This is a genomic window from Nitrosomonas marina, assembly GCF_900110145.1.
In the GTDB taxonomy this organism is placed as follows: domain Bacteria; phylum Pseudomonadota; class Gammaproteobacteria; order Burkholderiales; family Nitrosomonadaceae; genus Nitrosomonas; species Nitrosomonas marina.
Window position 1 is genome coordinate 23,928 of the sequence record NZ_FOCP01000001.1, and the last position, 26,076, is coordinate 50,003.

A 26,076-nucleotide genomic window follows, 5' to 3' on the forward strand; every position below is an offset into this window, starting at 1 on the left:
AGTTATTGCACCAGCGATCAGCTGCGGTAGTCGGAGTTGATCTTCACGTAATCGTATGAAAGGTCACACGTCCAGACAGTTGACGACGCGGTGCCACGGTTCAACACAATCCGCACGGTAATTTCGGATTGATTCATGACGGACTGACCGTCCTCTTCCCGATAGGTTGATGCACGCGCACCATTTTCGGCCACCAGAACATTCCCGAGATACAGTTCAACGCCGCTGATATCGAGATCTTCGATTCCAGCATTGCCAATTGCCGCCAGTATTCTGCCCAGATTGGGATCGGACGCAAAGAAAGCGGTTTTAACGAGCGGTGAATGTGCAACGGCATATGCTGCAAGCCTGCACTCGGTTTCGTTGTAACCGGAATCAACCTGCACGGTAATAAATTTGGTCGCTCCTTCGCCATCTCGTACGATCATTTGTGCCAGCGATACTGCCACATCAGTTACAGCATCCCTGAGTTGTTGAAATTCGGCGCTGTTTCGTTCATCGATTTCGGCGTGACCGGCACAACCGGTTGCCATCAGCATAAATGCATCATTTGTCGATGTATCGCCATCCACCGTAATACAATTAAAAGAACGGTCTGCTGCATAACGCACAACCTCCTGCAGCAGCGCGTGACTGATGTTGGCGTCGGTGGCAACAAAACCAAGCATGGTTGCCATATTTGGCCTGATCATACCCGAACCTTTGGCAATGCCTGTAATGGTTACCGTCTTGCCATTCAGTGTAATTTGTCTGGACGCGCCTTTGGGCACGATATCCGTCGTCATTATCGCCCGTGCCGCGTCGAACCAGTTATCCTCCCTGAGGTCCGTCACGGCAGCCGGTAGTCCGTTAACCAGTTTGTCAACTGGTAATGGCTCCATAATCACACCGGTAGAAAATGGGAGCACCTGTTTCGTTTCACAGTCAAGCAGTCCGGCAAGCGCCGTGCACGTTGCGCGGGCATGCTTCAACCCTGTTTCACCGGTACCGGCATTGGCGTTGCCGGTATTCACCACCAGCGCCCTAACCGTTGACAAGGCCAGATGCGCCTTCGCCACGATCACCGGCGCGGCACAAAAACGGTTATGTGTAAAAACACCGGCTACCCGGGTACCTTCATCCAGTTTAAAAACCAGCAAGTCTTTGCGGTGCTGTTTTTTTATACCTGCTTCAGCGATGCCCAGCGAAACACCCGGTACCGGCAATAAATGTTCTGGAACTAATGCAGTGATATTTACGGGCATAGTAGTTCAGTCTGTCGAATAAAAACATTATGCTACCTTATCTTTTGCAGCTATTCACAAAAATTGATCATTACACTTAACCGGCGTTCACTCTTCTTCCTGCTGGAGCGATTGAATTCGCCCGGCAAGCCATTGATCGATATCATGCAACAGTCTGCTTCTTAACGGCTCTGTCAAAAATAAATGCTGATGGTAACGCGACTGCTGTAATGCCTGGTATGCATTATCGGGATGATTGTGCACTGTTGCATCGATAAAATTTTTGCTGCCCCAGGCCGGCGTGATAGGGTCATGCATGGAAAATATCAAATAATATGGCAAGAAAAACCTGTCCATGTGGCGGCGAAACTGCACAATTTCATTTTCAATTCCTTTAACGTAACGCAGCAGACTGCGTCGGATAATCCATCCATCAGATCGCAAACGGGCCCTTTCCTGCGCGCTGTCGGTCAGATATTCGACGACCCAGTCGGGTGATGCTGGCGTGGCAAATCGGCGTATACCCGGCCAGGAAAGCACTTCAAATGCTCCGTCCAGAATCGGCACAGTCAGCAAGGACACAAGCTGATTGAAAAGCAATACAGGTAACGGTTCATCGTGTGGATGCAAAAAATGTGTTTCGGCATGAAACGACAACCTGATCAACGGATTGGCCAGCCAACCCCGCCACCCTGGCACTTCGCTGACGGCGAAACCAGGTCCAAGAAGCACAACACCGGCTATACGGTCGACCGATTCATCGGCACCGTACCGCTGCAGCGCATATGAAACCGTTACCAGCGCGCCGAGACTATGTGCAACAATAAATACCGGTTTTTTCGATTTATCCTGGGCATCGCAGATCTGCACCGTTTTCTTGATTGCGCGATCCAGGTCGCGGCGTAGTGGTTCAAGATCGTCAAGCGCGACCTGCGCCAGATACGCTTCACTCACATCCTGTTTGTCAGCACCGTCAGCCAGTTTTGCATCTGCCTGATGCAACACCGGATTGGACAGACCGTGCGCAGAAAAGTCAAACCCGGCGACCATATACTGCCGCGAAAAGAAACGTGCAACATCCTCATAACGACCGATATATTCGTTCATGCCGTGCACGAGCAATAAACAGCCCACAGGCGGTCTTTCTTCCGTAGGCGTCATGACACGCAGCAACAGCGAATCTGAAGCAACCGCGTTTCCAGTGCCGGGTAATTCTGTGATCGAATATTCTTCTCCCCAGCGCGGATACGGCTTGTCGACATATTGCGGCTGCACGCATCCCGACAATACTCCCAGCATAAGTAACAGGCATATTCGATGCATAGCGGCTTGTTCCTGATATCGGGACTTCACCCGTCACTTCAGTTCGCCAACGCGTTTATCAGCATTCTGGTTTTGCTCACCATCCGGTCCTGATCCTGCAACAGATTGCAACAGAAACATTTTATCAGCGGTTTAATAACCGGACCGATACCGGTCGCCCGCCAGTCCGGTTCCCGGGAACATTTGAATTACAAACTCAGGCTTTGGTAGAAGCACTGAGTGTTTCTGCAAAAACCTGAAGATCAACATCGCTGAACAAAACAAAACGGATATGATTGACCCTGGCAAGGTCGGGTAGAACGTCCAGCACTGTTTTCAATGCAATCTTAGCTGCAGACTGCAGCGGAAACCCAAAGACACCTGTTGAAATTGCAGGAAAAGCTATGGATTCAACGTCATTTTCTTCAGCCAGCTTCAGGGCATTGCGAAAACATGATGCTAGCAATTCATCAGAAGGCTCGTCAACACCATAAACCGGTCCCAGACAATGTATGACATGACGATTCGGCAGCCGGTGCGCGCCGGTAATGATTGCCTGTCCAGGCCGGATTGGCGCAAACTCCCTGCATTCCGCTGCAAGTCCGGGGCCCGCGCCCCGGTGAATGGCACCGGCAACGCCACCGCCAGTTCGAAGTTGGGCATTCGACGCATTAACAATTGCTGCCATGTCAGGCTGCTCGGCAATGTTTCCCTGAATGCATTCAATCAGAATGCCATTTGATTTGAATTGAGTCACCGTACTATCGCATTTATTTCAACTGAAACCATATTGTTCAACTGACAACAATTGTATTCCTTTAACAGCCTGTTAAGCAAAACCCGTCCAATTGGCGAACTTCGATACCACGCGTTTAAAATAAAACCTACATGCCGCTCAATTGCTTAAATTCTGCATATTGTTTGAGCAACGGAATCATTTTCGATAAATGCCAAATTTCAAGCACGATACCGGTAGCCAACATGGTGTACACAACATCGTGATTATTCAAAAACGGATGAAATGCATCGCCTTTCGCGACAACAAGGCCATAAATCCCCAGCCCCAGAAACACTGTGGGGATTACACCGATAATCTGCATACGGACAATATTGTTTTGCATCTCTATCCCTTCATTCTCTTTACGCGTTCTCATCTTATTTACTGGTCTCCAGGTCTGGTAGAAAAAATTCCTGCTATGAGCGGATCTTGAAAACCATTTGTCAGACTGCCAATAGGCCGAGACAAAAAAACAGATGAAAACACAGTTCATGCGTGAGATGCGTAATTACACCTGCTTTTTAGACCGTAGTGCCAACGGGCACCCGGGCAGTTTCTCAACGATCCTCAGTATTCAGGATTATTGCTTATACGGCGCATTGAGCGTTCCCTTGACATCACCCGCTGCTGAAAAAATCAGAATCACATTATGGTACCGGGCCTGCAAGGGCATATAAATGTATTCGCTTTTATCGCCTCCCGATCGTGCCAGGAAGGTATCGAGTTCCTGCCGCATCTGTGCATTGCGCGCAACGATTTCGTCAATATCAAGTTGATTCACAAATATTTCATCCCGGTTTTTCCTGAACGGACGGTAAAGCTGAAACTGTTCAAACGGCGCCAGCTTTTTTTCAGTACTCAGGGTGAGCAGTTCATGAAGTTCCTCAATACTGACCGGCCGCCTGGCATGAATCAGCACAGGTGTCTTCGCACCGTATTGCGTCAGTTGCTCCAGATCGATATTCTGCTGACGATACGCTTTGGCAGGCATGCTGAAGAACTCACCGTCCCAGTGAACGATGGCAACCGGACGTTCATCGTGCACTGTATAAATGCCCCAGACAAGCACACTGGCCTGTATCAGCGCAATCGTTCCAAGATCAAACCGGATCTCCCGTTTCGATTTTTCCGGATTAAAAATAATCAGTGTCATCAGCGGACCGAGCACCAGATCGATCAACGCAACAATCCGTATACCCTGCCAGCCCCCATCGGCGGTGAAATACGGCAGGGGATACCATTTGAATATAATAAAATATGCGAGTATCAGAAAAACAATGCCGCTGATAGCCAGATGAATGCCGGCCGCCTTGAATTTGGATTTGATTAAAGAAGTATGTTTTGCAATAGTTATTGCCGCTTCCATGAATACCTCACTGCTTATGTGTAACTGAAGTAGATCAAATTTATCTGAAAAATTAGCTTATTTGCACCCAGCAAAACTGAAGAAAGCCTCTTACAGACGCTGAAAAATACTGTCGCGGCCTGCATACAGACAGTTTTGCAACAATCTGTTCAGTAACAGCGCACGAATTTTATGCTTTAATAGTGCAGATGCCATCTTACAATATTGATAAATTGAGATATGCCATGAAAAAACAACTAACAGCATTATTTATTCTCGCTTTGATTCCTGTTGCCGGCTATACGCAACAGACAGGTGTCAGTCCGGAACACATGCAGCAACTCATGCAGCAGGCACGGCAAATGCAGGCCTGCATGACCCGGATTGACCAGAATGCACTTGCGGCCCTGGGACAGCGTGCGCAAACCGTGGAAGCCGAAATCAAATCCCTGTGCCAGTCTGGCAGACTGGACGAGGCAATGGACGTGGCTGTAACATTTGGACAGGAAATGGCCAACGACGAAAATATCCGGATCGCCCGGGAATGCGGCGAAATGGCACAACAAATGTTACCTGACTTCAAATTTCCAACCAGCAAGGCCGAGGCAAAAAGCAGCCATATATGCGATGTGTACGCACAATAAAGTCGTCAATCGCCCAATCCGGCTATTGACATGACCCAGTCGTACTGGCTCGATCGATGGGAGCGTAATGAAACCGGCTTTCATCTGGAGACATTCAATCCGTATCTGGTCGAATTCTGGTCAGCACTGCGCCTTACTGCCGGCAGTTCGGTATTCGTGCCGCTTTGTGGAAAAACACGCGACATGGTCTGGCTGCGTGATCAGGGTCATGACGTACTGGGTGTTGAATTAAGCGCACTCGCAGTGCAGGCCTTTTATCATGAGAATGCGCTCGTACCAGCCCTGACACAACTTCCCAATGGCCATTTCAATCATTATTCCGCAGCAAACATTAACATTCTGCACGGTGATTTTTTTGATCTGAACAGAACCGATTTGACCGGCATTCGCGCTGTGTATGACCGTGCATCGCTGGTTGCACTACCACCGGACATACGCAGACGGTATATCAACCACATGTTCGACATTCTGCCGCCCGCCACCCAGATTCTGCTGATCGGCTTTGACTATCCGCAGGCTGAAATGCAGGGCCCACCCTATGCGGTGCCACCCGAAGAAGTAACTGCGCTGTACCAGCCGGATGCCGACGTGCGCCTGCTGGCACAGATCGACGTGCTTGCAGACAATCCGCGTTTTCAACAGCGCGGACTGACCCGGCTAGTGGAAAGCGTTTATCTATTGACCCTGCATCATCCAGAACGACACTGAACAGAAACTCAGCAAGCCGGATCGATTTCATGCGGACGCCACAATTGCGCGGCGCCGCGCACGCCGGAGCTGTCACCGTGTATGTTCCTCAGTACGGGCGTAGTGAATTCGTCATTGAACACATAGTACGCGACGCGCTCTCGCCCTTCGGTATAGAGCCTGTCCACATTCGACAGGCCGCCGCCGAGCACAATCACATCAGGGTCAAGGATATTGACCACCGTCGCCAGCGCGCGGCCAAAGCGGTCAAAAAACCGCCGCATTGCAGTCTCAGCCAGGACATTCCCCTGCGCCGCCAATGCAACGATATCACCGGCAGCCAGAGCCGAATCTCCACCAGAACGATGAAAATCAGCCGCCAGGCCTGGACCTGAAATCAGCGTCTCCACACAACCGTGATGACCGCAATAGCACGCGGGACCGTCCCGTTCGAGTATATTATGTCCCCACTCTCCGCCAATATGCTGGCGGCCCGCATGCAACTGCCCATTGAACACCACACCACCACCCACGCCGGTACCCATGATCACGCCAAACACCACGTTATGGCCTTCTCCTGCGCCGTCAAGCGCTTCACTCAGCGCAAAACAGTTGGCATCATTGGCGATACGCAACGGACGGTTTAGCAATGCCCGTAAGTCTTCCAGCAATGGCTGTCCGTTCAGGCATACGGTATTGGAATTTTTCATGCAACCTGTGACCGCAGAAATCGCCCCGGGCGTACCAATACCAATTGAGCAACGCCTGCCAGCCTCTGCTTCCAGCGTACCGGTCAGTTGCGCCACTGCATTCAAAATCACCCGATAACCTTCAGCCTGCGGTGTGGCCACACGTTTTCTCAGCAATTCCCTGCCGTTATTATCCAGCACCACGCCTTCGATTTTGGTGCCACCCAGATCGATACCGATACGCATTTTCCAGTGCTTTTATTTCACGCCTTCCTTCAGGCTCGCCATAATAAACTGGTTGAGATCGCCGTCGAGGACAGCCTGGGTATTACCGGTCTCGACATGAGTGCGCAGATCCTTGATGCGCGACTGGTCGAGCACATAGGAACGGATCTGGTGACCCCAGCCGATATCGGTTTTGGCGTCTTCGATGTTTTGCTTTTCTTCGTTGCGCTTGCGCAGTTCGGCCTCGAATAACCGGGATTTCAGCATTGACATCGCCTCTGCCCTGTTCTTGTGCTGTGAACGGCTGCTCTGGCACTGCACGACAATGTTGGTCGGCACGTGCGTCACGCGCACGGCGGAATCGGTCTTGTTGATGTGCTGTCCGCCTGCGCCCGAGGCGCGGAACGTGTCGACACGCAAATCCGCCGGATTGATATCCACCTCAAATGATTCATCGACTTCGGGGTAAACAAAAATACTGGCGAATGACGTATGGCGGCGATTGCCTGAATCAAAAGGGGATTTTCTGACCAATCGGTGCACGCCGGTCTCTGTCCTTAAATAACCGTACGCATGTTCTCCGGTAATTTTTAAGGTAGCGCTTTTAATGCCGGCAATATCGCCGGGCGATTCTTCGAGCACTTCCACCTGCAACCCCTGCCGCTCGCAATACCGCAAGTACATGCGTTCCAGCATTGCCGCCCAGTCCTGCGCTTCGGTACCGCCCGAGCCGGACTGCACATCCAGAAAGCAGTTGCTGGGATCCATAGGATCAGAAAACATCCGGCGGAATTCCAGCTTGGAAACAGTTTCCTCGACGGTTTCAATATCGTCGACGATACTGTCCAGCGCGGCATCATCGGATTCTTCTTTTGCCAGCGCAAACAATTCACCGGTATCACTGAGTTGTTGGTCCAGCGTCTCGAGCGTCAGCACCACGGCTTCGAGCGACTTCTTATCCCGACTCACCTGTTCCGCCTGCTTGGCGTCATTCCAGATAGCCGGGTCTTCGAGCAAACGGTTTAACTCGACAAGTTTTGTTTTCTTGCTGTCGTAGTCAAAGATACCTCCGCAAGTCACGGGTGCGCGTATTGAGCATCTCAAGCTGTTCATCCATTGCATTGATTTGTTCTGTTTCCATCAGTCTCTCTGCCTCCTGTATCGATAGATCAAACGCATATTGTAATCCGAAATGCATGACAATCCGATTTTGGTTCATCGATAAAACCTCATAAGGGTTACCGGCAAACACAATTATTGATTAGAATACACGGCATACAAAACTTACCGAAGCCCTGTTTTTAATCATCATACTTACAATGCCGAATTATTATGCGCTTATTCCGGCAGCCGGTTACGGTGCGCGAATGGGCAATCAGTTGCCCAAGCAATACCTGACACTGGCCGGCCATCCCATGATTTATCACGCAACTCGCACATTCTGCGAATCACCCCAGATCAAACACGTCTTTATCGTGCTTTCACCACAGGACCCCGAATGGAAAAAATATGACTGGGACGTGTTTTCCGACAAGCTGAGCGTTTTCTACTGCGGTGGTGAAACGCGCGCGGAAAGCGTATTCAACGGACTGAACACCGCAGCCAGGCACTTTGCCATTGAGTCGCCCGACTGGATTCTGGTGCACGATGCCGCCCGGCCTTTACTGACGCAGCACCAGCTCAGCCAACTGATTGACGAGCTCGCCGACGACGCAATCGGCGGCCTGCTCGCAGTACCTGTCGCCGACACGCTCAAGCGCAGCGGAGCTGACACCCGCGTACTGCAGACCGAATCGCGGGAACATCTCTGGCAGGCGCAGACACCGCAGATGTTCCGCTATTCGATGCTTTTGGAAGCATTGAACAATGTGCCGGAACTAAGCATTACCGATGACGCCAGCGCCATTGAAGCCATGGGCCACCATCCCAGGCTGGTGCACAACAAATCCGAGAATTTCAAAATCACCTACCCGCAGGATCTCGCGCTCGCCGAGCTCATCATGCAACAAAGGAACCAGCAATGAATAATGGCATACGAATTGGACAAGGCTCAGATATACACCAGCTCGCCGAGAACCGTAAACTGATCATCGGCGGCGTCACCATTCCCCACGAAAAAGGACTGCTGGGGCACTCGGACGCAGACGTGCTGCTGCACGCAATTTGCGACGCTTTACTGGGAGCGGCCGCGCTTGGCGATATCGGCAGGCATTTTTCGGATACCGATGCTCGATACAAAAATATCGACAGCCGCGAATTATTGCGCGCCGTACGGCAATTATTGGAAACACACGGTTACGGAATCGTCAATATCGATGCCACGATCACTGCACAGGCCCCCAAAATGGCGCCGCATATTCCGGCAATGATTGCCAATATTGCTCTGGATCTGGCAATAGCTGAAAATTGCGTCAATATCAAGGCCAAGACTGCAGAGCAACTCGGTCCGATCGGGCGCAAGGAAGGCATCATGGCTGATGCCGTATGTCTGATTCAGCAGACCGCAACATCAAACAGATAGTGTGACTAAAAACAGCAGCAACGCGAAAATCCACGTTGGTAACAGTCAACCAAGTGAGGCACGGTTATTTTTCGCCATTCAGCCTGCCGGAAAAATCCGGACAATACTGGGTGACATGGCGCAAAAACTGGCTGAGCAGTCCGGCGGGCGCCACATCAGGCCGGAAAATATTCATCTGACATTATTATTCCTGGGACGTACGCCCACAGAAAAAATTCCGGCACTCGTTGCAGCCGTCAGCGACATTTCTGCTGAACCTTTTGATCTGGTCATTCGGAAAACCCGATTCTGGAAACGCAACCGAATAATTTTTGCGGCGGCCGAAACATATCCGCCGGCGCTATTCACACTGGCAGACGCAATCAGGACCGCGACCCGCAACGCCGGGTTTGAATCTGACGACCGCGCATACAAGCCGCACATGACACTGGTTAGAAAAGCCGCGAAACACAAACCCGCAGATTTCGACAAACCGATTGCATGGCCGATCACGCACTGGCTGCTCATGCAATCGGAACAATGCAAACTGGGGGTGCGCTACAAAACGCTTCATCAATGGAGGCTCGGCTGACAGGATGTTAAAATGTGCATGCTAACAGCCGCACAATTGGCATCGTAACCGGCAATAACCGGTATTCAGCTCGCCGCGAACGAAGATCCGGGATTGCTTCAGGTATTGCGCAACCACATTTTATTTTTCGATACGACATTAGTTTTACATTGAAAATACTGGCTTTTGACACCTCTACAGAATACTGTTCGGCAGCGCTCTTTATTGACGGAGAAATCTCGCAGACCGAGACACTGGCTGTTCGCCGTCATTCCGAACTATTATTGCCGATGGTCCAGGCAATACTGGCGGATGCCGGCCTCAGGCTGGGAAAAATCGACGGACTCGCATTTGGTGCCGGACCGGGCTCCTTTACAGGACTCAGAATAGCCTGTGGCGTTGCGCAGGGACTGGCTTTTGCCACCGGGTTGCCAGTCATCGGCATCAGCACACTGGAAGCAGTCGCTCAGCAGGAACTGCATGACAACATTGTCGTGGCAATGGATGCGCGGATGGGCGAGATTTATCACGCCGCCTTTGTCAGGGAAGCAGACCACTGGCAGGTTGCCAGCAAGCCGGTATTATGCCAGCCGCAACATGCGCCCGGCGTATCCGGTTCGCAGTGGATCGGTTGCGGCAGCGGGTTTGATATCTACGCCAACGCACTATCGGAACGTTATGGTCAGCAACTGACCCATATCCAATATGGATGCTATCCGCATGCCCGTGAAATCGCCGCGCTTGCCGCCACCAGAGACATCAGCGACTTCCATGCTGATCCGTCGTTAGCAGCCCCGATATATATCCGCAACAAAGTAGCCCTCAAGGAATCCGAACGATGAATTCAGTGGTGTCCCAGCTTCCGCTCGATCCGGTTATCAGGAAAATGCGCGAATCCGATCTGCGCCATATCATCCTGATCGAACGTGAAATTTTTCTGTTTCCATGGTCTCTGGAAAATTTTGCCGATTCTATTCGCGCGGGTTATCTTTGCAGCGTTATGGAAGCCAGCAACACGCTGCTTGGATACAGCATTTTGCTGCTCGGCCCGGATGAGGCGCATGTGCTGACGCTTGGTATCGGCGCGCAATGGCAGAAAAAAGGTCTGGGCGAGAAAATGCTGAGATACCTGATACAGCAGTCGGGCGAGAATAATGCCAAATCGGTGCTTCTGGACGTGCGTGAGTCCAATCATGGCGCAGCCAGGCTTTACAAACAGCTCGGCTTTAAACAAATCGCCACACGCAAGGGCTACTATCCGGCCATGTGCGGACGCGAGGATGCATTGGTTATGCGCTTGATGCTATGAAGGCGCCTCTAAAATCCATACTTCGTTACAATACTTCGTTGCTCACAAAAAATGTTTCCTTACATATCTATCATATGCTGCGCCAACATTTTTTGCTCGCGCCTTGTCTTGTTTAAAACTATGAATTTTTAAAGGTGCCCTGGATACAATGAATACACGGCGCAAAGCCATTCTCAAAGAACTCGGCCTGACGCCGTTATGGCATCTCAGAGCTGAAACCAAAACCGCAATCCAGCCGGAACAATCCGCGCGCCCGATGGTTGAAGTCGCAGATATGGACTGGGAGCAACTGACAACAACCGTAGCCGACTGCACTGCCTGCCCGTTACGGCAAACCTGCACCCAAACGGTTTTTGGGGTAGGTGACAAAACCGCGGACTGGCTCTATATCGGCGAGGGTCCCGGCGCGCGCGAAGACGCGCTGGGCGAACCGTTTGTCGGCCAGGCCGGAAAACTGCTGGACAACATGCTGGCCGCCATCCGGCTCAAACGCGGTGAAAATGTGTATATCACCAACATCGTCAAATGCCGTCCCCCCGATAACCGGAACCCCAGCGAAGACGAAGCCAGACAATGCGCGCCCTATCTCGTCCGGCAGATTGCGCTGATCAAGCCCAGGCTTATCGTTGCGCTGGGTAAAGTGGCCGCACAGAATCTTCTGAACAGCACCGACACCATTGCCAACCTGCGCGGCAAAATCCACGACTATCACGGAATCCCTCTGATCGTCACCTATCACCCGGCGTATCTGCTGCGCGCGCTGCCCGAAAAAGCCAAGGCATGGAAAGACCTGTGCATGGCCAGGGCGTTCATGGAATCGCTATCCTAAGTAACGGTCTGATACCTTAAGAAAGGCTTTATGGCCACCAGGCTCTGCCGCATGGTGGCCGCGAGAATTCTAAAGACGCATTATTTGTCTTTTGTAACAATGAGAGATTGTGTTTGTAGAATTTGAATATAAACCAGAATCTATGCTTTGCTACGCTTACATTTATAGAGAAAAACCTGTTTTTTTTGCCTAAATACCGCAATGAGAAAACCTCAAATAAACGGGCTATATTTTTGAGCGCTAAAGAGAAGCCGCAACTTTTTGGGTCCGCTCTCAATTGCATTGTTAGGCGAATTTCTCTTTTTCAGCACTGGCATCAGAGCACACCTCTTTTAGATTTATTAGCGTTTCGAGAAGTAGGTTTTTTATAAAAATTGCCTCGGAAACATGCACTTGGAGAGTGCGATAAAGAATAGATGCTTGTGACAACTTTCTGAGACTCATTTGTAACTTGTGTTTGTAGTCATCCGTTAGGTATTGACCCCAAAGTATGATTTCTGATTCCATTTTCTTTACGACATGAGGGAGAATCACATCATATAAGACCTTATAACGGGGCCAATCTTTTTCAGTTAAATCTAACACTTCAACCATCGCCACCATGGATCCCCATATTTCACCGGTGGAATAATTTTCAACTAGTTTCCATCCATTAGGAACCAAGCTTAAAAATTGATTTTTCCAAAGATGCGGGAGAAGACCAATTTCTTCAATAGTTGTCGTAACGATATCAATGTGCGTTGATTCTTCGGGAGTTTGCCAATAATTATGAAGTTCTTCGCGAAATGCCTTTATCTCTTTTAGCAAGAAAGACTTCGATTGACTCGTTGTGGAGTCATACTCATCATGATGATCCATGCACAAAAATGCTAAATTATCGAGTTTGTTATTCTCTCTGTTTTTATCCAGATGTGCTATTTGCCCTCGCTTAATTTCGAGATCCCCGTTCAATCCATAGCAAATACAACACCGTCTTCGACTAGCTGTCAAAACATCTGTCTGAATATTTTCACTGATTCTAGTTCGTGTCATTTTTTCGCCTAATACCCCAATATGCACATTATCTTATCTCATTGATTTTTATAATAATGTACCCTTTCTGCTTTCATCACAGCAAACGTTATACTAATCACAGACGAATTCGAACAAAAACCCGGTGCAACACTGTTTTCTGTACACCGGACTGGAAAAATAAGGGTCTATTTGTAACCCTGGTACTTTATCATTTTCACCTTCCAGGCCACCAGTATCATTCCCAGCAGCGCGGATACCGCACTGATCGTAAAGGTAGTCTCTGCACCCAGATTGTCCCATGCACTACCGCTTAGGATTGCACCCAGGGTCCCCCCCAGTCCATACGAAACGCTGGTATAAATCGTCTGGCCCTTTGCCTGATGCCGCCCCTGGAAGAAATGATGCACCAGCATCATCGCTGCCACATGGTGTGCACCATAAGTTGCCGCATGCAGCACCTGCGCACATACAATCACCGCCACCCATTCAACGCCCCAGCCGATCATCAGAAAGCGCAGCACTGCGCACGCAAAACTGAACATCAGGATTAATCTCAGACTAAAACGCCGCATCATCCAGGGCATCAGAAAAAACACTCCGATTTCACAGATCACCCCGATTGCCCAGAGCCAACCGACAAAGCCCTTGTCATAACCGTGCTCTACCAGATAGATTGAGAAGAATGTGTAATAAACACCGTGCGCAAAAATCATCAACAAACTGGAAAACAGAAACGCCAGCACTTCCGGGCGCTGACACAGCTGTCGCACTGATTCCTGGTCCACACTCTCGCCGATTACCTCGGATTCCGGAACGCTGCGCGAAAAAACCAGTATTCCCAGTTTTAATGCCAGCACCACCCATAACAGCCAGACAATTCCAACCCTATCCAGCAGATAACCAACGCCAACAACCGCCAGAATAAACCCCACCGAACCCCAGGACCGAATTTGGCCATACCGGTCGGTTTTATCCCTCAGGTGCGACAATGTCACTGCTTCTATCAACGGCAACGCCGCACTCCAGCAAAAGCTCATCAGCAGCATCGCCAGAAAAATCCAGGCAAAAGAGTGGCCGAAGAAAAATCCAATGAAACTGACAAAACCGCCCAGTGCGGCGAACTGCACCACCAACATACGCCGGCCGGTATGATCCGCCAGCCAGCCCCAGACGGCAGGTGCAAATATCCGCGTCACCAGTAACAGCGACATCAAAATGCCAATCTGCACCGCACTAAAGGTTAGCGATTGAAGATACAGGGTCCAGTACGGCACGAACGCGCCAATCACTGCAAAATGAAAAAAATAGAAACCTGACAGTCGCCAGTAAGGTAAGGAATGCATCAGATTTTGTGAATGCAAAGGGTTCGGGTCTGAAAAACATCAGGATAGAAAAAACGAATGCCCGGTCGATCAGGAAGCAATAACAATCAAAAGGGCCTGACTCTATTCATGGCCCTGCTGACTGGTCTTTCCGCGACATAATGGAAACGCGACCCAATTATCGTTTCCCTCTCACGACGATCAAAAGAACGTTAACCCATGGCCGTATCCAACCATGCAAAGCAGCATCGGGACCGATAAGGCGGTATTGGTGCGTGATGCCAGCAGCGCGGTTTTTTTAGCACTTGCAATGACCTCGACACTATGTTCTTTACCGTCAAGACCCAGAATTTTCTTCTGGTTTGGCCAGATCAGCACCCAGACGTTGAATAACATGATAGTACCCAGCCAGGAGCCCAGACCAATGACTGCCATGCCGTTTGTCAGCATAAACGCGTCCACAATACCCTGCATACCGCCGCCAATCTGGGCCAGCGCGCTAAGACCGGTTAGCCATGTTACTGCAGCAGCCATACGGAACCATAACAGCGCTCTTGGCGCGATGTATTTATTGATTGCGGCAGGTTGCGGACCGTCAGGGTTCGCCAGTGCATCGCTAACACCAGGGACCTGAACGAAATTAAAATAATACAGCAGACCGATCCAGCAGACACCCGCCAACACATGCAGCCAGACCGTTGTATTTAACCCGGCCAGACCATTACCAAACCCGAAAGCAAGCGCAATTGCAAGAATAAAACCGACAACAATGGTACCTTTGACTGATAATAATGGATTCATAGTTATTCCTTGATCGAATATTATTTGAGGTGCTAAAGATAGGGGATTTGCGCATTCAGCACAATACCCAGTTGCATGTGCACAATCAATGAAAAAGGGTCGAATCTGCTTCTAAAATTTTATCTTTGCACTCACCAATTCTGTCAAATGAGCAATGCAGTTTGTCTGTATAAGGCAAAAATGGGCGAGGTTTATACGAGACAAAATTATTATTTATTCTTAATAAACAGACTTGACCCTATTATGAAGCGAAAAATGCTTTATTTAACTTAAATCTGCAGGATCAAGTGTCGATTTTTTTACAGGTTGCGTTTCTGCCACAGTATTGGTTCAAATAAATTAAATAAGATCATTCGGTTGAGATTTTGGCACAGGATTTGCCTTATATTCTTTAAACAAACCAATTGTTGCACAGAGCGATATGAAGCATGATGAAGAAAACGCTGCTTGTCTCCATCGCCCTTTCAGACTTATATTTCGGTGATGCAGTATTTGTGCTCATTTTGTAAATTAGAATATATAAAAAAAGGAAATTTAACCAATGAAAAGATTATCAATTCTAAACGCTATTTTTGTTATTCCCGCCATTTTAATTGGAACCAGTTCCTATGCCGGACTTATAACCGGAGCTACTGCAATTACGGCCAATACTATAGGTACTCTCAATGGGTCAGAACTGAATATGATCAACCAGTCGGGATTATCTGCTGGCTATTTGAGCGGTGTAACCGATTTCGATACATACATCGCCACGGCCCCTACTCACCCGACTAACGATCCCGGCAATGCCTGGGCAGGCTTGGATAGCCCGACTGGACCCGTTTTCGGTTATATTGATTTCGATTTGGGCGCTACCCACGAGGTTGAAACATTTGCACTTTGGACGCAATCGAATGACCGGGCAATTAACGATTTCAAAATCTATGTTGATGGTGTTTTAGGTGGCACTTTTAATGGTGTAATAGGCAATGCACCAGATATAAGTGTACAAACCTTTGATCTGTTAAATGGTCTGGTTGGCGGCTCTGTGCGTCTGGAGGTTCTTTCCAATCATGGTGGTCCTAATGTAAATATTGGTGAAGTCGCTTTTGAAACCGCTGCTGTTCCCGAGCCCTCTATCCTTTTTCTGATGGGCATGGGGCTGGCCGGCTTAGGATTTACCTATCGCCGGAAGCTGCAAGCCTGATTTCAGGTTGTTAAATCGACGCAAAAAGCAAATCTTTCGGAAAAGGGTCGAATCTGTTTTTAAACTTTATCTATATATTCACCGATTCTGTCAAATGAGTATTGCAGCTTATCTGTATTAATCAGACATGGATGGGATATAAACAAAAAAACATTGTTGTTTATTATAAATAAACAGATTTGACCATTATTCCTAACATCCGCTTCAGTCCAACTATCCGGAACAACTACGCTTGAATTAAAAGCGGATAACTTATTTGCAAAAAAAACCAGACAATTTTATTTATCACAGACAGTGATTTTTGTCACAGAAGTGCAAATAGTTTATTGATAAACTATGGCAACGTTGTCAGTTACCTACAGCTAACAATGGGATGCTTCTGGTTAAACACAAAATGCTTCAAATTAATGTACCTGTTTAGATCCAAACAAAGCATTTGTTTTAACCATGATTTACTGGCCTATATTTTTTAAGGAATTTATTTTATTTCTTACCATAAACAATAAACTAGGAGGAACTTCTAATGATTTCATTAATTATAAGAGGTAGAGCGGCATGGGTTGCTAGTATTATCCTAGGAATATTTCTCTTAATTTTTGGTATATTGGGAACAACGGGGGTAATTTCTGCGCTAGCAAGCTCTGGAGTTATTATGAATATTGCCGGAGCTTTATTTATTATTTTTGGAATAGTGTTTCTGATCACCTCTTACGTTATCAAAGAATAAGCTCATCAAGGAATAGTGCTGACATCTCGCTTCAGAGAGGATTCTTAGCAACTATCCTTTACATCAAATAATTTTTGGCAGTCTGGATAAGTTTTTTTATGAATTAACCAACTGCCAAAAGCATTTAACTGCAGAAAAAAGTCAATAAAGGGGCGAATCTGTTTTTAAATTTTATCTATAAATCAGACATGAATGGGATATAAACAAGAAAACATTATTGTTTATTATTGATGAACAGACCTGACCATTATTTGACCATTATTCTTTCAACGAATCATCGCCACCTCGGGATCAACGTATTAACCTAGCCGCCACATCCAGAGCTGTCGGCTGCAGCGTCTTGTCGAGCATCACACTCTACCTCTCTCAGGCTAAATTCTGTCACGGCGCGCAAAATCTCCAGATCATCTTTTAATTTCAAACCTAATTCCGCATGCCGAAAAGCGTACTTGGCGTGTGCAACAGCTGTTTCCCGCATTTCGTCGTGACCAAGACGTGCTAGACAATAAAAAGCCTTCTGCAACCGTACGGTAACTTCCAATATGGTTGCGCCATCCCTAGAAATCGCATTAAACGCATCATCAAACATATCATCCAGCGAGAGTTCAGGAATGGCCACACGATCAAACTCTACACGTTCATTGGAGGATTCGACCCGAGTCTCTGCCCAAAGCGCGAACAAACGCACTTGGGTTCCAATGATATCAATGGCCGTCCCAGGATCGTTGACGGAAGGTGAAAGAGCTCGGCTGGCAATTTCGGAAAGTACGACCAGACCAAAGCGAGGGTCTTCATCAAAAGTACGTTCTCCCCTGATTCGAAAAGCTTGTATAATTTTATTTGAAGAGATTTCATCATCTGATTGGTCCTTTCCTTGAATATAGGCCAGTGGATCAACTGGAGTGGAAAATGATCCTGGAAGGACAGCGACAACAATTCTGCAATTCATTCGCTCAGCTATGGTTTGTAACTTCGCGATGTCTATATGCTGCACATACCCGACTACTTTGGAGCAAACCGGGATTCCCGAATTCGGAGTTACCGTCTTAACAGCGCCCAGAGTGGGAAGCTGGGCGGCACTTCGTAGCGCTGCCGCGGTCACCTCCTCAACTTTGTCAATTGTCGTCCCAAGCCGACCCAATCTTGCGATGCGGTCAACCCAACGCACAAAACTGAGAATGACGATCGCAAATGCAAAGGTAGTGAAAAGAAACAACAAGAACCTGCCATCCGTTTCGAAAAAATCATTAAGGAGGGCTGTCAGACTGACGATGCTAAATATGAACACGCCAATGAATGTCGACAGTGCATTTTGAGAAACATCATCAGCAATAACCAGGGAAAATGTGCGCGGGGTGGCAGTGTTGCTTGCTGATTGGTACGCCGACAACATCGCTCCCACCGCAAGCGCAGCCATCACCAGCATGCTGGTCGCAGTAACCGTCAGCAGCTTTTTTAGGGACTCCAGGCTGATGTCAGGAAACGAATATTCCGGCAGGTCGAGACGATCTGCCAGGCCAGCCACGAACACAGCAATCACTGAAAGTATGCAAGTCGCCAGTGGTTTTATCCAAAGGCGTTCACGAAGCCGATTTAGATAAAACCGGAGATGATTGCGCATAACCCCGACCGTCGCCGGTTCTTGACTCATGTTACCAAGCGAAGATTAGACATTCGACATGACGCAAACTACGGCGTCCCTGACACACTTCGTTGCATGCTATCTCCTTATTTTTTTAGGGTAGCGCGTTGCTTAGCCTTCATCATACCAAACCCTGCCGCGGCCTTATCCTTATGTAAAGGAATACCGACGTTTGTCTGATCCTAACACCCTTTTCAGTTATATTGCAATCTGCCTGAATAGGGGTCAAATCTATTTTTTCATAATTTTATCTACACATGCACCGATTCTGTCAAATAAGTATTGCAGTTATTCTGTAATACTCAAACATAAACATGGACGGGATATATATGCCTGAATAGGGGTCAAATCTATTTTTTCATAATTTTATCTACACATGCACCGATTCTGTCAAATAAGTATTGCAGTTATTCTGTAATACTCAAACATAAACATGGACGGGATATATAAACAAGAACAAGAAAACATTATTGTTTATTATTAATGAACGTATCCTTATTAACATCGTAAAATCCAAAACAAAAACAATACTTGCCTTCATGCCGAAAGTGCATGTAAAATCTACGGTTACCACAAAATCAGCTTTTGCTGTGTATGTGTGGATTGATAAAAGAAATTCAGTTGAAATTCAATTTTAAGGTTAAAAGGTTAAAGCTTTCAGGCAAACGCTAACAGACAAAAAAATATGGTCATAATACGATTGGCACGCGGTGGTGCAAAAAAACGTCCTTTTTACAATATGGTAGTAGCTAATTCCCTGCGCGCTCGCGATGGCAAGTTTATAGAGCGTGTCGGTTTCTACAACCCGAGAGCGACAGGCGGCGAGGAAACCTTGCGTATTCATCTGGATAGAGTCAACTACTGGCAATCCAAAGGTGCACAGGTGTCCAGCACTGTTAAACGATTATTGAAACAGTTTGCAGCAACAAGCAAGGAAGCATCGCCAGATAACGCATCCTGACATAACCCAAGCGTCCATGATTGTCATGGGTCATGTGGTGAATGCGTTTGGCATACAGGGCTGGATAAGAGTTTATCCCTATACAGAAAATGTCGATGGGCTTCTTGATTACTCATCATGGTGGCTCGGAAAAAACAAAACCGGCGATACAGTCAGCAGCGACTGGATTGAAATGCAGCTTGTATCCGGGCGTGTCAACGGCACACTGCTGGATGCCAAATTAAAAGGATGCAATGACCGGGATCAGGCGCTTCAGTATAAAGGTTTGAAAATTGCTATTCCACGAAACCAGTTGCCTGATTTACCGGATAGTGGAGAAGCAGGCTATTACTGGTCTGATTTGATCGGCGCCGCGGTCGTTAATTTAGATGGCGAAAAATTGGGTACTGTTGCAGGATTGTTTGAAACTGGTGCAAATGATGTGCTGCGCGTACAGAGTACTTTACAGGATGCTGCACGAGATACAGCGTCGGACGCTAAGGAACTGCTGATTCCATTTATTGAATCAACGGTTATAAAAAAAGTGGACTTGAAATGCCACGAAATCCTGGTGGACTGGAAACCGGATTATTAAGCTGGCTATTGAGATAAGCGCATGCCGTATGAATGCGATGTAGTCACGCTGTTTCCGGAAATGTTTGATGCCGTCACGCAGTATGGCGTGACTGGAAGAGCGAACAGAAACAGTATCTTTCGGCTGAAAATCTGGAATCCGCGCGATTTCAGCGATAACAGCCACCGTACAGTTGATGACAGTCCGTATGGTGGCGGGCCTGGAATGGTGATGATGGCAAAACCGCTTGAAGAAGCCATCATCAGTGCCCGGAAACGGCAGCAAATGCTCGGTATTGAAAAAACGGAGGTCATTTATATGACGCCTCAGGGGCGACGGCTCGATCACCGTGAAGTCAAACGGCTGAGCCTTTCGCCCGGTATCATTTTGCTCTGCGGGCGATACGAGGGTATTGATGAACGCGTCATTCACCGCCAGGTAGATACTGAAGTTTCAATTGGCGATTATGTATTATCGGGTGGTGAATTGGCCGCTATGGTTGTCATAGACAGCGTCGTCAGACTGATTCCGGGAACACTTGGCGAACCCGAATCGGCGGCTCAGGAATCGTTCGTCAATGGGCTTTTGGATTATCCCCATTACACACGGCCCGAGCAGTATTGCGAAAGTAGCGTGCCGGATGTTTTGTTATCCGGCAATCATGCGCTGATACGCCGCTGGCGCTTGCAGCAGGCTTTGGGAAAAACATGGCTGAAACGCCCGGATTTGCTTAAGCTGAAAGAAAAAAAGGGAATAACGGAAGAAGAAAAAACGCTTCTGGAAGAATTTAAAAAAAATTGCAAGATCAAGTAAATATTTTGCCTTGAAGGAAACTATTATGAACATTATCGATCAATTGGAAGCTGAAGAAATCAGTCGCTTGAACAAGGAAATACCCAGTTTTGCGCCCGGCGACACGGTCGTTGTAAACGTGAATGTAGTCGAGGGAGAGCGGAAACGTGTACAGGCTTATGAAGGTATTGTGATTGCAAAACGCAACCGTGGCCTGAATTCGGCATTTACCGTACGCAAGATTTCCAGTGGCGAAGGCGTTGAACGAACATTCCAGACATATTCACCACTGATCGCAAGCATTGAAATCAAACGCCGCGGCGATGTGCGTCGTGCAAAGCTCTATTATCTGAGAGAACGTTCAGGCAAATCTGCGCGCATACGCGAAAAACTGCCCGCACGTGTAAACAAACAGTATTAACCGGCAACTATTGCTACTTTAGGCGCATTTGCCTTTACTACTAAAAAACCGCATATTTTCAATTCTATATGCGGTTTTTTTTGAAATATCAGCAGCTACAGCAAATCCTTGACATTTTCGGGAGGCCGGCATATTCTGGCCTTGTCGCCTTTGACGACTATTGGTCGCTGCATCAAGTCCGGGTTGTTAACCATACACCGAATCAGCTCGTCTTCCGAGATCGTATTCAAATCCAGATCACGCGCCGCAGATTCGTCCTTGCGCAAGACGTCCTGCGCTGACAACCCGAGTTTTTTGATTAATTCGCGTAACTTCTCAACAGTTAACGGTGTTTCGTAATAATTAACGGACTCGTAATCCTGACCGCTCTCGTTCAGTATTGCCAGTGTCCCCCGGCATTTACTGCAGGTCGGTTTTTGATAAATGGTGATTTTGTCGCTCATGCTGCCTGCCTTCCCTCTTCGTACAACGCCGTGGACTGTTGCGGTGCCCGGCACCAAAAACAGCTACTCCGGCACAACTAATCAATACTGATACCGTGTATCGTATCAATACTTAATTCATTCCGCACTCGTCGGAAATCGATTTGTACGCAGCTGACGATCCCTTCAATCCAAATGTATCTATTGTCTGTGTACCACGTGATGACACACCTTCGACGATCAGGGTATTACCCCGTCTGATTGCATCTGCCAGCTTATTATCGGTTCCCTGGTCAGGCGCCCAGGCAGAATCATCCTGGGTAAACAATTTAAACGTCTGGTTATTGGCCTTAACAGTCACCTCGCTGCCTGCCTTATAAGTGTAGCCCGCGATATAGCTGAAAACATTTTTACTCCCTTCAGCCGGACGATGCGTTATCAATGCAAAAATATCACCACGCTTCGTATAGTCACCTTGGTCTTTTTTTGGCTGACTGACCATATAGCATACCTTGCCGTTGTTTTCCATAAACGTATACGCTGTCCAGTCCCCATGTTGTCCAAGCAAAACAGGCTCCGATGCCTGTGCTGAACCCGCCGCGTTTACCAGTAAAACCATAACCGTGGTGAAAAAAAGCCTGCGCAATTGTCGACACTTCATAATGAAAAACCTTGAGATTGTATAAAAATACCGTGTTTCAGTAAATTAACTGAACCTTTAAAAACAAGCCGATCCGTTTGAACCGGCTAAAAGCAAATTATGAACAGCCTTCCATTTTGTAAATGTAATAACCATCTTTGTTGATGGCATCAGTGACTTCCGGCGGCGCACTCTGGCTATGACAGAAACTGCATTCTTTACTGGTAACAACAGCATCTCCTTCGCCTATGGATGTCAGCCATTCTTTCGCATATTCAATGGCTTTCTGATCATCTTTAACTGCCGTAAAAACATCGAAATGCATAATATGTCCGTCTTTAGCTTTCACATAGGTATCATAAACATGAATCTGCATAGTTTTCCTTAATCATTAAGATTGAATACGAATTACCGCAAAGCCGTATCAGACCGATACAAAAATAGCCATGCGTTTCCAAACGGTGATTACTATAACAATTAATCCGGCAAACCGCCATGATAATGATCGGATTTTCCCGGATTAAACGAAAATGAAAACAGGCCATTCACTATGGCCCGAATATTGGAACGCCGACCACAACCGGATGCCGAGCGCTACTTGCACCCCCGCCCGGCCGATCGCCGCGAAAGACGGCAGCGGGCGGGCATTCAAGCATTTAACCCGGGTTATTTCATCAGGGTCCACCTACTACTTTATCTCAAGATATTATGAACAGCGCTTCCATTAAAACATTTTCCTGCGTGCGACGATAACGCCGTCACGTGTTGGATTAATAAACGCATCAAACTCGGGATCATTGAAAATCATCTGGTTATGCTCGACAATCGCCTCGGTCCAGCCCAATGCTACATCGGTATAGGTTTCTGAGGCGACACGGCCATGCCACAACACATTGTCTGCGATATACAACCCGCCCGGACGGATACGATCGCGCGCCAGTTGCCAGACCTCGGGATACCACCCTTTATCGACGTCGTTGTAGCAGATATCGAAAAGACCATCGGTCTGGACAAAAATTTCCTGAGCCATTCCCACATTGAATTCAATCCGTTCCCACAAACCGGCTGACGACAGGTATTGATGAGCACGGTCTCTGTTTTCACTGCTGCCGTCACTGCAGATAACGCGACCATCCTGGCCAACGGCACGTGCGAACCAGTAGGCGGAATAACCGTAACCGCTTCCGAACTCGAACACCTGCCTGGCGCCAATCATTCTGGCCTGCATTTCCAGAAAAATACCGACAAGTCTGTTTACGATCGGAAACCGTTTTTGTTCAGCCAGTGCTTCCATTTCCAATAAAACAGGGTGATCCGTATTGCCGACTAGTGCACGCATATAACTGTCTATCGCCGGATGCACGGGAATGATTTCACTGGAATTGTCTGATGTCGGTGTCAGTATTTCAGTCATTCTTGTCTCCTTTGCTAGTATTTTCGTTCTTTGGGCTTGGGTTCGATTGTCGTTTGTTGCCACCTGTAATGCCGGAGCAGTTCGGTTTCACACGCTGCCAGCAAACAGCGATCGCTGTAATCACCAGCAGCAGTATCGGTATCCGGCCAAAAATCAGAAAGGTTTCCGTCATTCCGGACAACACAACAAAGCTTATCATACAGACGCCCGCCAGAATCAACCCATGTTGCCTGAAGGTCCGTTGCCATGCCCACAATAAAAACAGCAATGCCCCCAGCCCCAAAACGCCCAGTTGCATGCCGATTTCAATCCAGTCATTGTGAAAATGCGAGGTTTTTTGGAACGCCGGAAGATTCTGATACAGACCCTGCTTGTACTGCACAACCGTCCGATCAAAAAAATGCTCGGGCATCCCGGTGCCTTGCCCCAGAATAGGTTTCTTCGCAATACCATAAAGCCCCACATCCCACAACGCGATACGGTACCCGATGCTACTGTTGAAATGTCCTTGCTGTATGTGTTCTAAATCTGCGCCTGCCTGCGCCCATCGTTCCTGAATCACCGGACTGGTATAGGCAAACAGCAGCAGCATCAGCAACACCGGTACCGCAATCACCGCAAATCTGCTCAAGGAGATTCTGATATATACAATCAGCATAATAACCAGTGTCGCCAGCGTCGCCAGCAAAAACCCCCGCGCACTTTGATGAAACTGAAGATACAACAATCCCAGCGCACAGACTGCCAGACAGAACCGGACCATCGTACTGCGGCAAAGACAGGCAAAATAACATGCCACGATGCAGCCCACACCCAGCAGGGCTGAAAAAGACAGATAAGACATGTTGAATACAGGTATGCCCTGCCTGTTTTCCACCTGCCACTGATACAAACCAGTAAGCAGCACCAGGCAATACCCCGCAATCACGGCACCAGCAACCCACGGCAGCCTTCGTTCGTTCAGCAGCGCCAGAAACGGCACATAAACCAGCAACAGAAAATATTTTGTCCACTTGTGCCGCCCAACAAGCGGCGCTTCGCTCCAGAGCAGGCCCAAAAGCAGGAGCGCGCACAACACAAAAATCGCCTGAACCAGCGGTTCTGCGATCATTTGTTTGAATGTCGCCGCCTGGTCATCAATCAGCCATGCCAGTACAAGTAATACGACCAGGAATTTATACAGAACACTGAACCATAGGCCCGCAGCAAAGCAGACGAGCACAGCTCTAACCAGCATTTCCCGCTGATGTGCAGTTAAATGTTGAAGTCCCGGCACAACTGTTCAGCCAGCGTATAAAAGATAATCTGACTCAGGGTCGCTCAAAGATAAAGCAGGTTTCCCCCCAGTTTTGAGTCGTTTTATGTTTTACCTGAAATCCTGCCGCACTCATGAGTTGCACTGCCTCTTCCTGTTCATTTGCCGTACCCAGCTCTATGATGACCGACACCAGTTGCGGATTCCTAAGCACTTTTTCGGCACCTCTCAAAATGGAAATTTCGATACCATCGACATCGATTTTCATATAATTTGGATACGGAAATCCCCACAAACCGCATAAATCATCCAGCGTGACCCCAAACATTCCCTGTATGTGTGTTGCAGGAATTTTCATATTCCGAACATCTTCCCGTCCAAACTGGGAACGATTTCCTCCAGGAATAAATTTTGGAATATAAAGTTTGGAAAACTCGGTTTTACCAGAAACCGCGACACAATAAGCAGCTATTTGATCAGCAAGACCATTGATATAGACATTCTTGTTGAGCGAATAATAATTATTGCTTTGAGGCTCGAACGCAAATATTTGAACAGATTGACCGTACTTTTTTGCAGGATACAAAGAATACTGGCCGATATTCGCGCCAATATCGAAATAACAGGTGTCCGGCTTGAATTGATCCAGCCAGTCCAGCGTATCGGGCTCCTTGATGGAATAATTTCTGGCCCGCTTGAGTACCCGCCAGTGATCGACCGCAATCCTGATCGGCTGACCCCGCACGGTGGTACGGGTAAAACCACCGATTAACTGATAAAACGCGATCACAATGTTTTTAAAAAAATTCACCAGCATCGATGCC

At 48.0% G+C, this 26,076-nt stretch carries 31 protein-coding genes; 14 read left to right on the forward strand and 17 right to left on the reverse strand.

Going from position 1 to position 26,076, the window contains the following annotated elements; genetic code table 11:
• Positions 1-17: 17 nt before the first annotated feature.
• The 5 genes from argJ to BMX44_RS00135 form a co-directional block, all read right to left on the reverse strand.
• Complete coding sequence (gene argJ / locus BMX44_RS00115; RefSeq protein WP_090626830.1) at positions 18-1,244, reverse strand: bifunctional glutamate N-acetyltransferase/amino-acid acetyltransferase ArgJ; 1,227 nt, start codon at positions 1,242-1,244, stop codon at positions 18-20.
• Between the two features lie 87 nt (positions 1,245-1,331).
• On the reverse strand, positions 1,332-2,546 hold the full coding sequence (locus BMX44_RS00120) for an alpha/beta hydrolase (RefSeq protein ID WP_090626832.1): 1,215 nt from the start codon (positions 2,544-2,546) through the stop codon (positions 1,332-1,334).
• A gap of 196 nt (positions 2,547-2,742) precedes the next feature.
• A complete protein-coding gene (locus BMX44_RS00125; protein ID WP_218143886.1) occupies positions 2,743-3,282 on the reverse strand; it encodes a macro domain-containing protein in 540 nt (179 codons plus the stop codon).
• 127 nt (positions 3,283-3,409) lie between these two features.
• Positions 3,410-3,679 (reverse strand): hypothetical protein, encoded by a 270-nt coding sequence (locus BMX44_RS00130; protein ID WP_090626835.1) that lies wholly within the window; start codon positions 3,677-3,679, stop codon positions 3,410-3,412.
• A gap of 204 nt (positions 3,680-3,883) precedes the next feature.
• Positions 3,884-4,669 (reverse strand): hypothetical protein, encoded by a 786-nt coding sequence (locus BMX44_RS00135; RefSeq protein WP_090626838.1) that lies wholly within the window; start codon positions 4,667-4,669, stop codon positions 3,884-3,886.
• 224 nt (positions 4,670-4,893) lie between these two features.
• Here BMX44_RS00135 and BMX44_RS00140 point away from each other — a divergent pair, with 224 nt between their 5' ends.
• Together BMX44_RS00140 and BMX44_RS00145 are read left to right on the forward strand one after the other, a co-directional pair.
• Positions 4,894-5,292 carry a hypothetical protein gene (locus tag BMX44_RS00140; protein ID WP_090626840.1) on the forward strand — a complete coding sequence of 133 codons (399 nt, stop codon included), beginning with the start codon at positions 4,894-4,896 and terminating at the stop codon, positions 5,290-5,292.
• 30 nt (positions 5,293-5,322) lie between these two features.
• Positions 5,323-6,000, forward strand: coding sequence for a thiopurine S-methyltransferase (locus BMX44_RS00145; protein WP_090626843.1), 678 nt, complete (start codon positions 5,323-5,325; stop codon positions 5,998-6,000).
• Between the two features lie 8 nt (positions 6,001-6,008).
• Here the strand turns inward: BMX44_RS00145 and BMX44_RS00150 are convergent, their stop codons facing one another.
• Complete coding sequence (locus BMX44_RS00150; protein WP_090626845.1) at positions 6,009-6,914, reverse strand: ROK family protein; 906 nt, start codon at positions 6,912-6,914, stop codon at positions 6,009-6,011.
• Between the two features lie 12 nt (positions 6,915-6,926).
• A protein-coding gene (gene prfB, locus BMX44_RS00155; protein ID WP_143056863.1) for a peptide chain release factor 2 occupies positions 6,927-8,034 on the reverse strand; the annotation gives its coding sequence in 2 pieces (ribosomal slippage) (positions 6,927-7,952 and positions 7,954-8,034; 1,107 coding nt in all).
• A 178-nt stretch (positions 8,035-8,212) separates the two neighbouring features.
• Between prfB and ispD the strand changes: the two genes are divergently transcribed.
• The 6 genes from ispD (at position 8,213) to BMX44_RS00185 (ending at position 12,102) form a co-directional block, all read left to right on the forward strand.
• Positions 8,213-8,917: a 2-C-methyl-D-erythritol 4-phosphate cytidylyltransferase gene (gene ispD, locus BMX44_RS00160; RefSeq protein ID WP_090626850.1), complete on the forward strand. Its 705-nt coding sequence runs from the start codon at positions 8,213-8,215 to the stop codon at positions 8,915-8,917.
• Positions 8,914-9,414: a 2-C-methyl-D-erythritol 2,4-cyclodiphosphate synthase gene (gene ispF / locus BMX44_RS00165; protein WP_090626853.1), complete on the forward strand. Its 501-nt coding sequence runs from the start codon at positions 8,914-8,916 to the stop codon at positions 9,412-9,414. The genes ispD and ispF overlap by 4 nt, the downstream gene beginning before the upstream one ends.
• Position 9,415: 1 nt before the next feature.
• Complete coding sequence (gene thpR, locus BMX44_RS00170; protein WP_090626856.1) at positions 9,416-9,985, forward strand: RNA 2',3'-cyclic phosphodiesterase; 570 nt, start codon at positions 9,416-9,418, stop codon at positions 9,983-9,985.
• 14 nt (positions 9,986-9,999) lie between these two features.
• The gene (gene tsaB / locus BMX44_RS00175; RefSeq protein ID WP_342708007.1) at positions 10,000-10,806 is read left to right on the forward strand and encodes a tRNA (adenosine(37)-N6)-threonylcarbamoyltransferase complex dimerization subunit type 1 TsaB; all 807 of its coding nucleotides are present in this window, start codon (positions 10,000-10,002) and stop codon (positions 10,804-10,806) included.
• Positions 10,803-11,273, forward strand: a complete 471-nt coding sequence (gene rimI, locus BMX44_RS00180) for a ribosomal protein S18-alanine N-acetyltransferase (protein ID WP_090626858.1) — start codon at positions 10,803-10,805, stop codon at positions 11,271-11,273. The genes tsaB and rimI overlap by 4 nt, the downstream gene beginning before the upstream one ends.
• Positions 11,274-11,421: 148 nt before the next feature.
• A complete protein-coding gene (locus tag BMX44_RS00185) occupies positions 11,422-12,102 on the forward strand; it encodes a uracil-DNA glycosylase (RefSeq protein WP_090626861.1) in 681 nt (226 codons plus the stop codon).
• A 285-nt stretch (positions 12,103-12,387) separates the two neighbouring features.
• On the opposite strand, the gene BMX44_RS00190 is transcribed toward BMX44_RS00185, so the two are convergent.
• The 3 genes from BMX44_RS00190 to BMX44_RS00200 all read right to left on the reverse strand — a co-directional run bounded on the left by BMX44_RS00190 (position 12,388) and on the right by BMX44_RS00200 (position 15,239).
• Positions 12,388-13,134: a hypothetical protein gene (locus tag BMX44_RS00190; RefSeq protein WP_143056852.1), complete on the reverse strand. Its 747-nt coding sequence runs from the start codon at positions 13,132-13,134 to the stop codon at positions 12,388-12,390.
• Between the two features lie 167 nt (positions 13,135-13,301).
• Complete coding sequence (locus BMX44_RS00195; protein WP_090627216.1) at positions 13,302-14,459, reverse strand: MFS transporter; 1,158 nt, start codon at positions 14,457-14,459, stop codon at positions 13,302-13,304.
• A 180-nt stretch (positions 14,460-14,639) separates the two neighbouring features.
• Positions 14,640-15,239 (reverse strand): urate hydroxylase PuuD, encoded by a 600-nt coding sequence (locus BMX44_RS00200; protein ID WP_090626866.1) that lies wholly within the window; start codon positions 15,237-15,239, stop codon positions 14,640-14,642.
• 541 nt (positions 15,240-15,780) lie between these two features.
• Between BMX44_RS00200 and BMX44_RS00205 the strand changes: the two genes are divergently transcribed.
• Positions 15,781-16,425: a PEP-CTERM sorting domain-containing protein gene (locus BMX44_RS00205; RefSeq protein ID WP_090626868.1), complete on the forward strand. Its 645-nt coding sequence runs from the start codon at positions 15,781-15,783 to the stop codon at positions 16,423-16,425.
• 523 nt (positions 16,426-16,948) lie between these two features.
• Positions 16,949-17,152 (forward strand): hypothetical protein, encoded by a 204-nt coding sequence (locus tag BMX44_RS00210; RefSeq protein ID WP_090626869.1) that lies wholly within the window; start codon positions 16,949-16,951, stop codon positions 17,150-17,152.
• Between the two features lie 304 nt (positions 17,153-17,456).
• Here BMX44_RS00210 and BMX44_RS00215 read toward each other — a convergent pair whose 3' ends face one another.
• The gene (locus BMX44_RS00215) at positions 17,457-18,803 is read right to left on the reverse strand and encodes a DUF2254 domain-containing protein (protein WP_218143887.1); all 1,347 of its coding nucleotides are present in this window, start codon (positions 18,801-18,803) and stop codon (positions 17,457-17,459) included.
• 676 nt (positions 18,804-19,479) lie between these two features.
• Here BMX44_RS00215 and rpsP point away from each other — a divergent pair.
• The 4 genes from rpsP to rplS are packed head-to-tail and all read left to right on the forward strand — an operon-like array spanning position 19,480 to position 21,521.
• Positions 19,480-19,755: a 30S ribosomal protein S16 gene (gene rpsP / locus BMX44_RS00220; protein WP_090626875.1), complete on the forward strand. Its 276-nt coding sequence runs from the start codon at positions 19,480-19,482 to the stop codon at positions 19,753-19,755.
• Positions 19,712-20,329 carry a ribosome maturation factor RimM gene (gene rimM, locus BMX44_RS00225; protein WP_342708008.1) on the forward strand — a complete coding sequence of 206 codons (618 nt, stop codon included), beginning with the start codon at positions 19,712-19,714 and terminating at the stop codon, positions 20,327-20,329. The genes rpsP and rimM overlap by 44 nt, the downstream gene beginning before the upstream one ends.
• A 21-nt stretch (positions 20,330-20,350) precedes the next feature.
• Positions 20,351-21,121: a tRNA (guanosine(37)-N1)-methyltransferase TrmD gene (gene trmD, locus BMX44_RS00230; RefSeq protein WP_090626880.1), complete on the forward strand. Its 771-nt coding sequence runs from the start codon at positions 20,351-20,353 to the stop codon at positions 21,119-21,121.
• A 25-nt stretch (positions 21,122-21,146) separates the two neighbouring features.
• Positions 21,147-21,521, forward strand: a complete 375-nt coding sequence (gene rplS, locus BMX44_RS00235; protein ID WP_090626882.1) for a 50S ribosomal protein L19 — start codon at positions 21,147-21,149, stop codon at positions 21,519-21,521.
• A gap of 95 nt (positions 21,522-21,616) precedes the next feature.
• Here rplS and arsC read toward each other — a convergent pair whose 3' ends face one another.
• From arsC to BMX44_RS00265, 6 genes are all read right to left on the reverse strand, one after another.
• Positions 21,617-21,964, reverse strand: coding sequence for an arsenate reductase (glutaredoxin) (gene arsC / locus BMX44_RS00240; RefSeq protein WP_090626885.1), 348 nt, complete (start codon positions 21,962-21,964; stop codon positions 21,617-21,619).
• A 112-nt stretch (positions 21,965-22,076) separates the two neighbouring features.
• Positions 22,077-22,604 (reverse strand): invasion associated locus B family protein, encoded by a 528-nt coding sequence (locus BMX44_RS00245; RefSeq protein WP_245738761.1) that lies wholly within the window; start codon positions 22,602-22,604, stop codon positions 22,077-22,079.
• A 97-nt stretch (positions 22,605-22,701) separates the two neighbouring features.
• Positions 22,702-22,959 carry a DUF2024 family protein gene (locus BMX44_RS00250; protein WP_090626889.1) on the reverse strand — a complete coding sequence of 86 codons (258 nt, stop codon included), beginning with the start codon at positions 22,957-22,959 and terminating at the stop codon, positions 22,702-22,704.
• A 348-nt stretch (positions 22,960-23,307) separates the two neighbouring features.
• Positions 23,308-23,997, reverse strand: a complete 690-nt coding sequence (locus tag BMX44_RS00255) for an O-methyltransferase (RefSeq protein ID WP_090626891.1) — start codon at positions 23,995-23,997, stop codon at positions 23,308-23,310.
• Positions 23,990-25,273 carry an O-antigen ligase family protein gene (locus BMX44_RS00260; RefSeq protein WP_245738762.1) on the reverse strand — a complete coding sequence of 428 codons (1,284 nt, stop codon included), beginning with the start codon at positions 25,271-25,273 and terminating at the stop codon, positions 23,990-23,992. The genes BMX44_RS00255 and BMX44_RS00260 overlap by 8 nt, the downstream gene beginning before the upstream one ends.
• A gap of 34 nt (positions 25,274-25,307) precedes the next feature.
• Positions 25,308-26,069 carry an FkbM family methyltransferase gene (locus tag BMX44_RS00265; RefSeq protein ID WP_090626895.1) on the reverse strand — a complete coding sequence of 254 codons (762 nt, stop codon included), beginning with the start codon at positions 26,067-26,069 and terminating at the stop codon, positions 25,308-25,310.
• Positions 26,070-26,076: the final 7 nt, after the last annotated feature.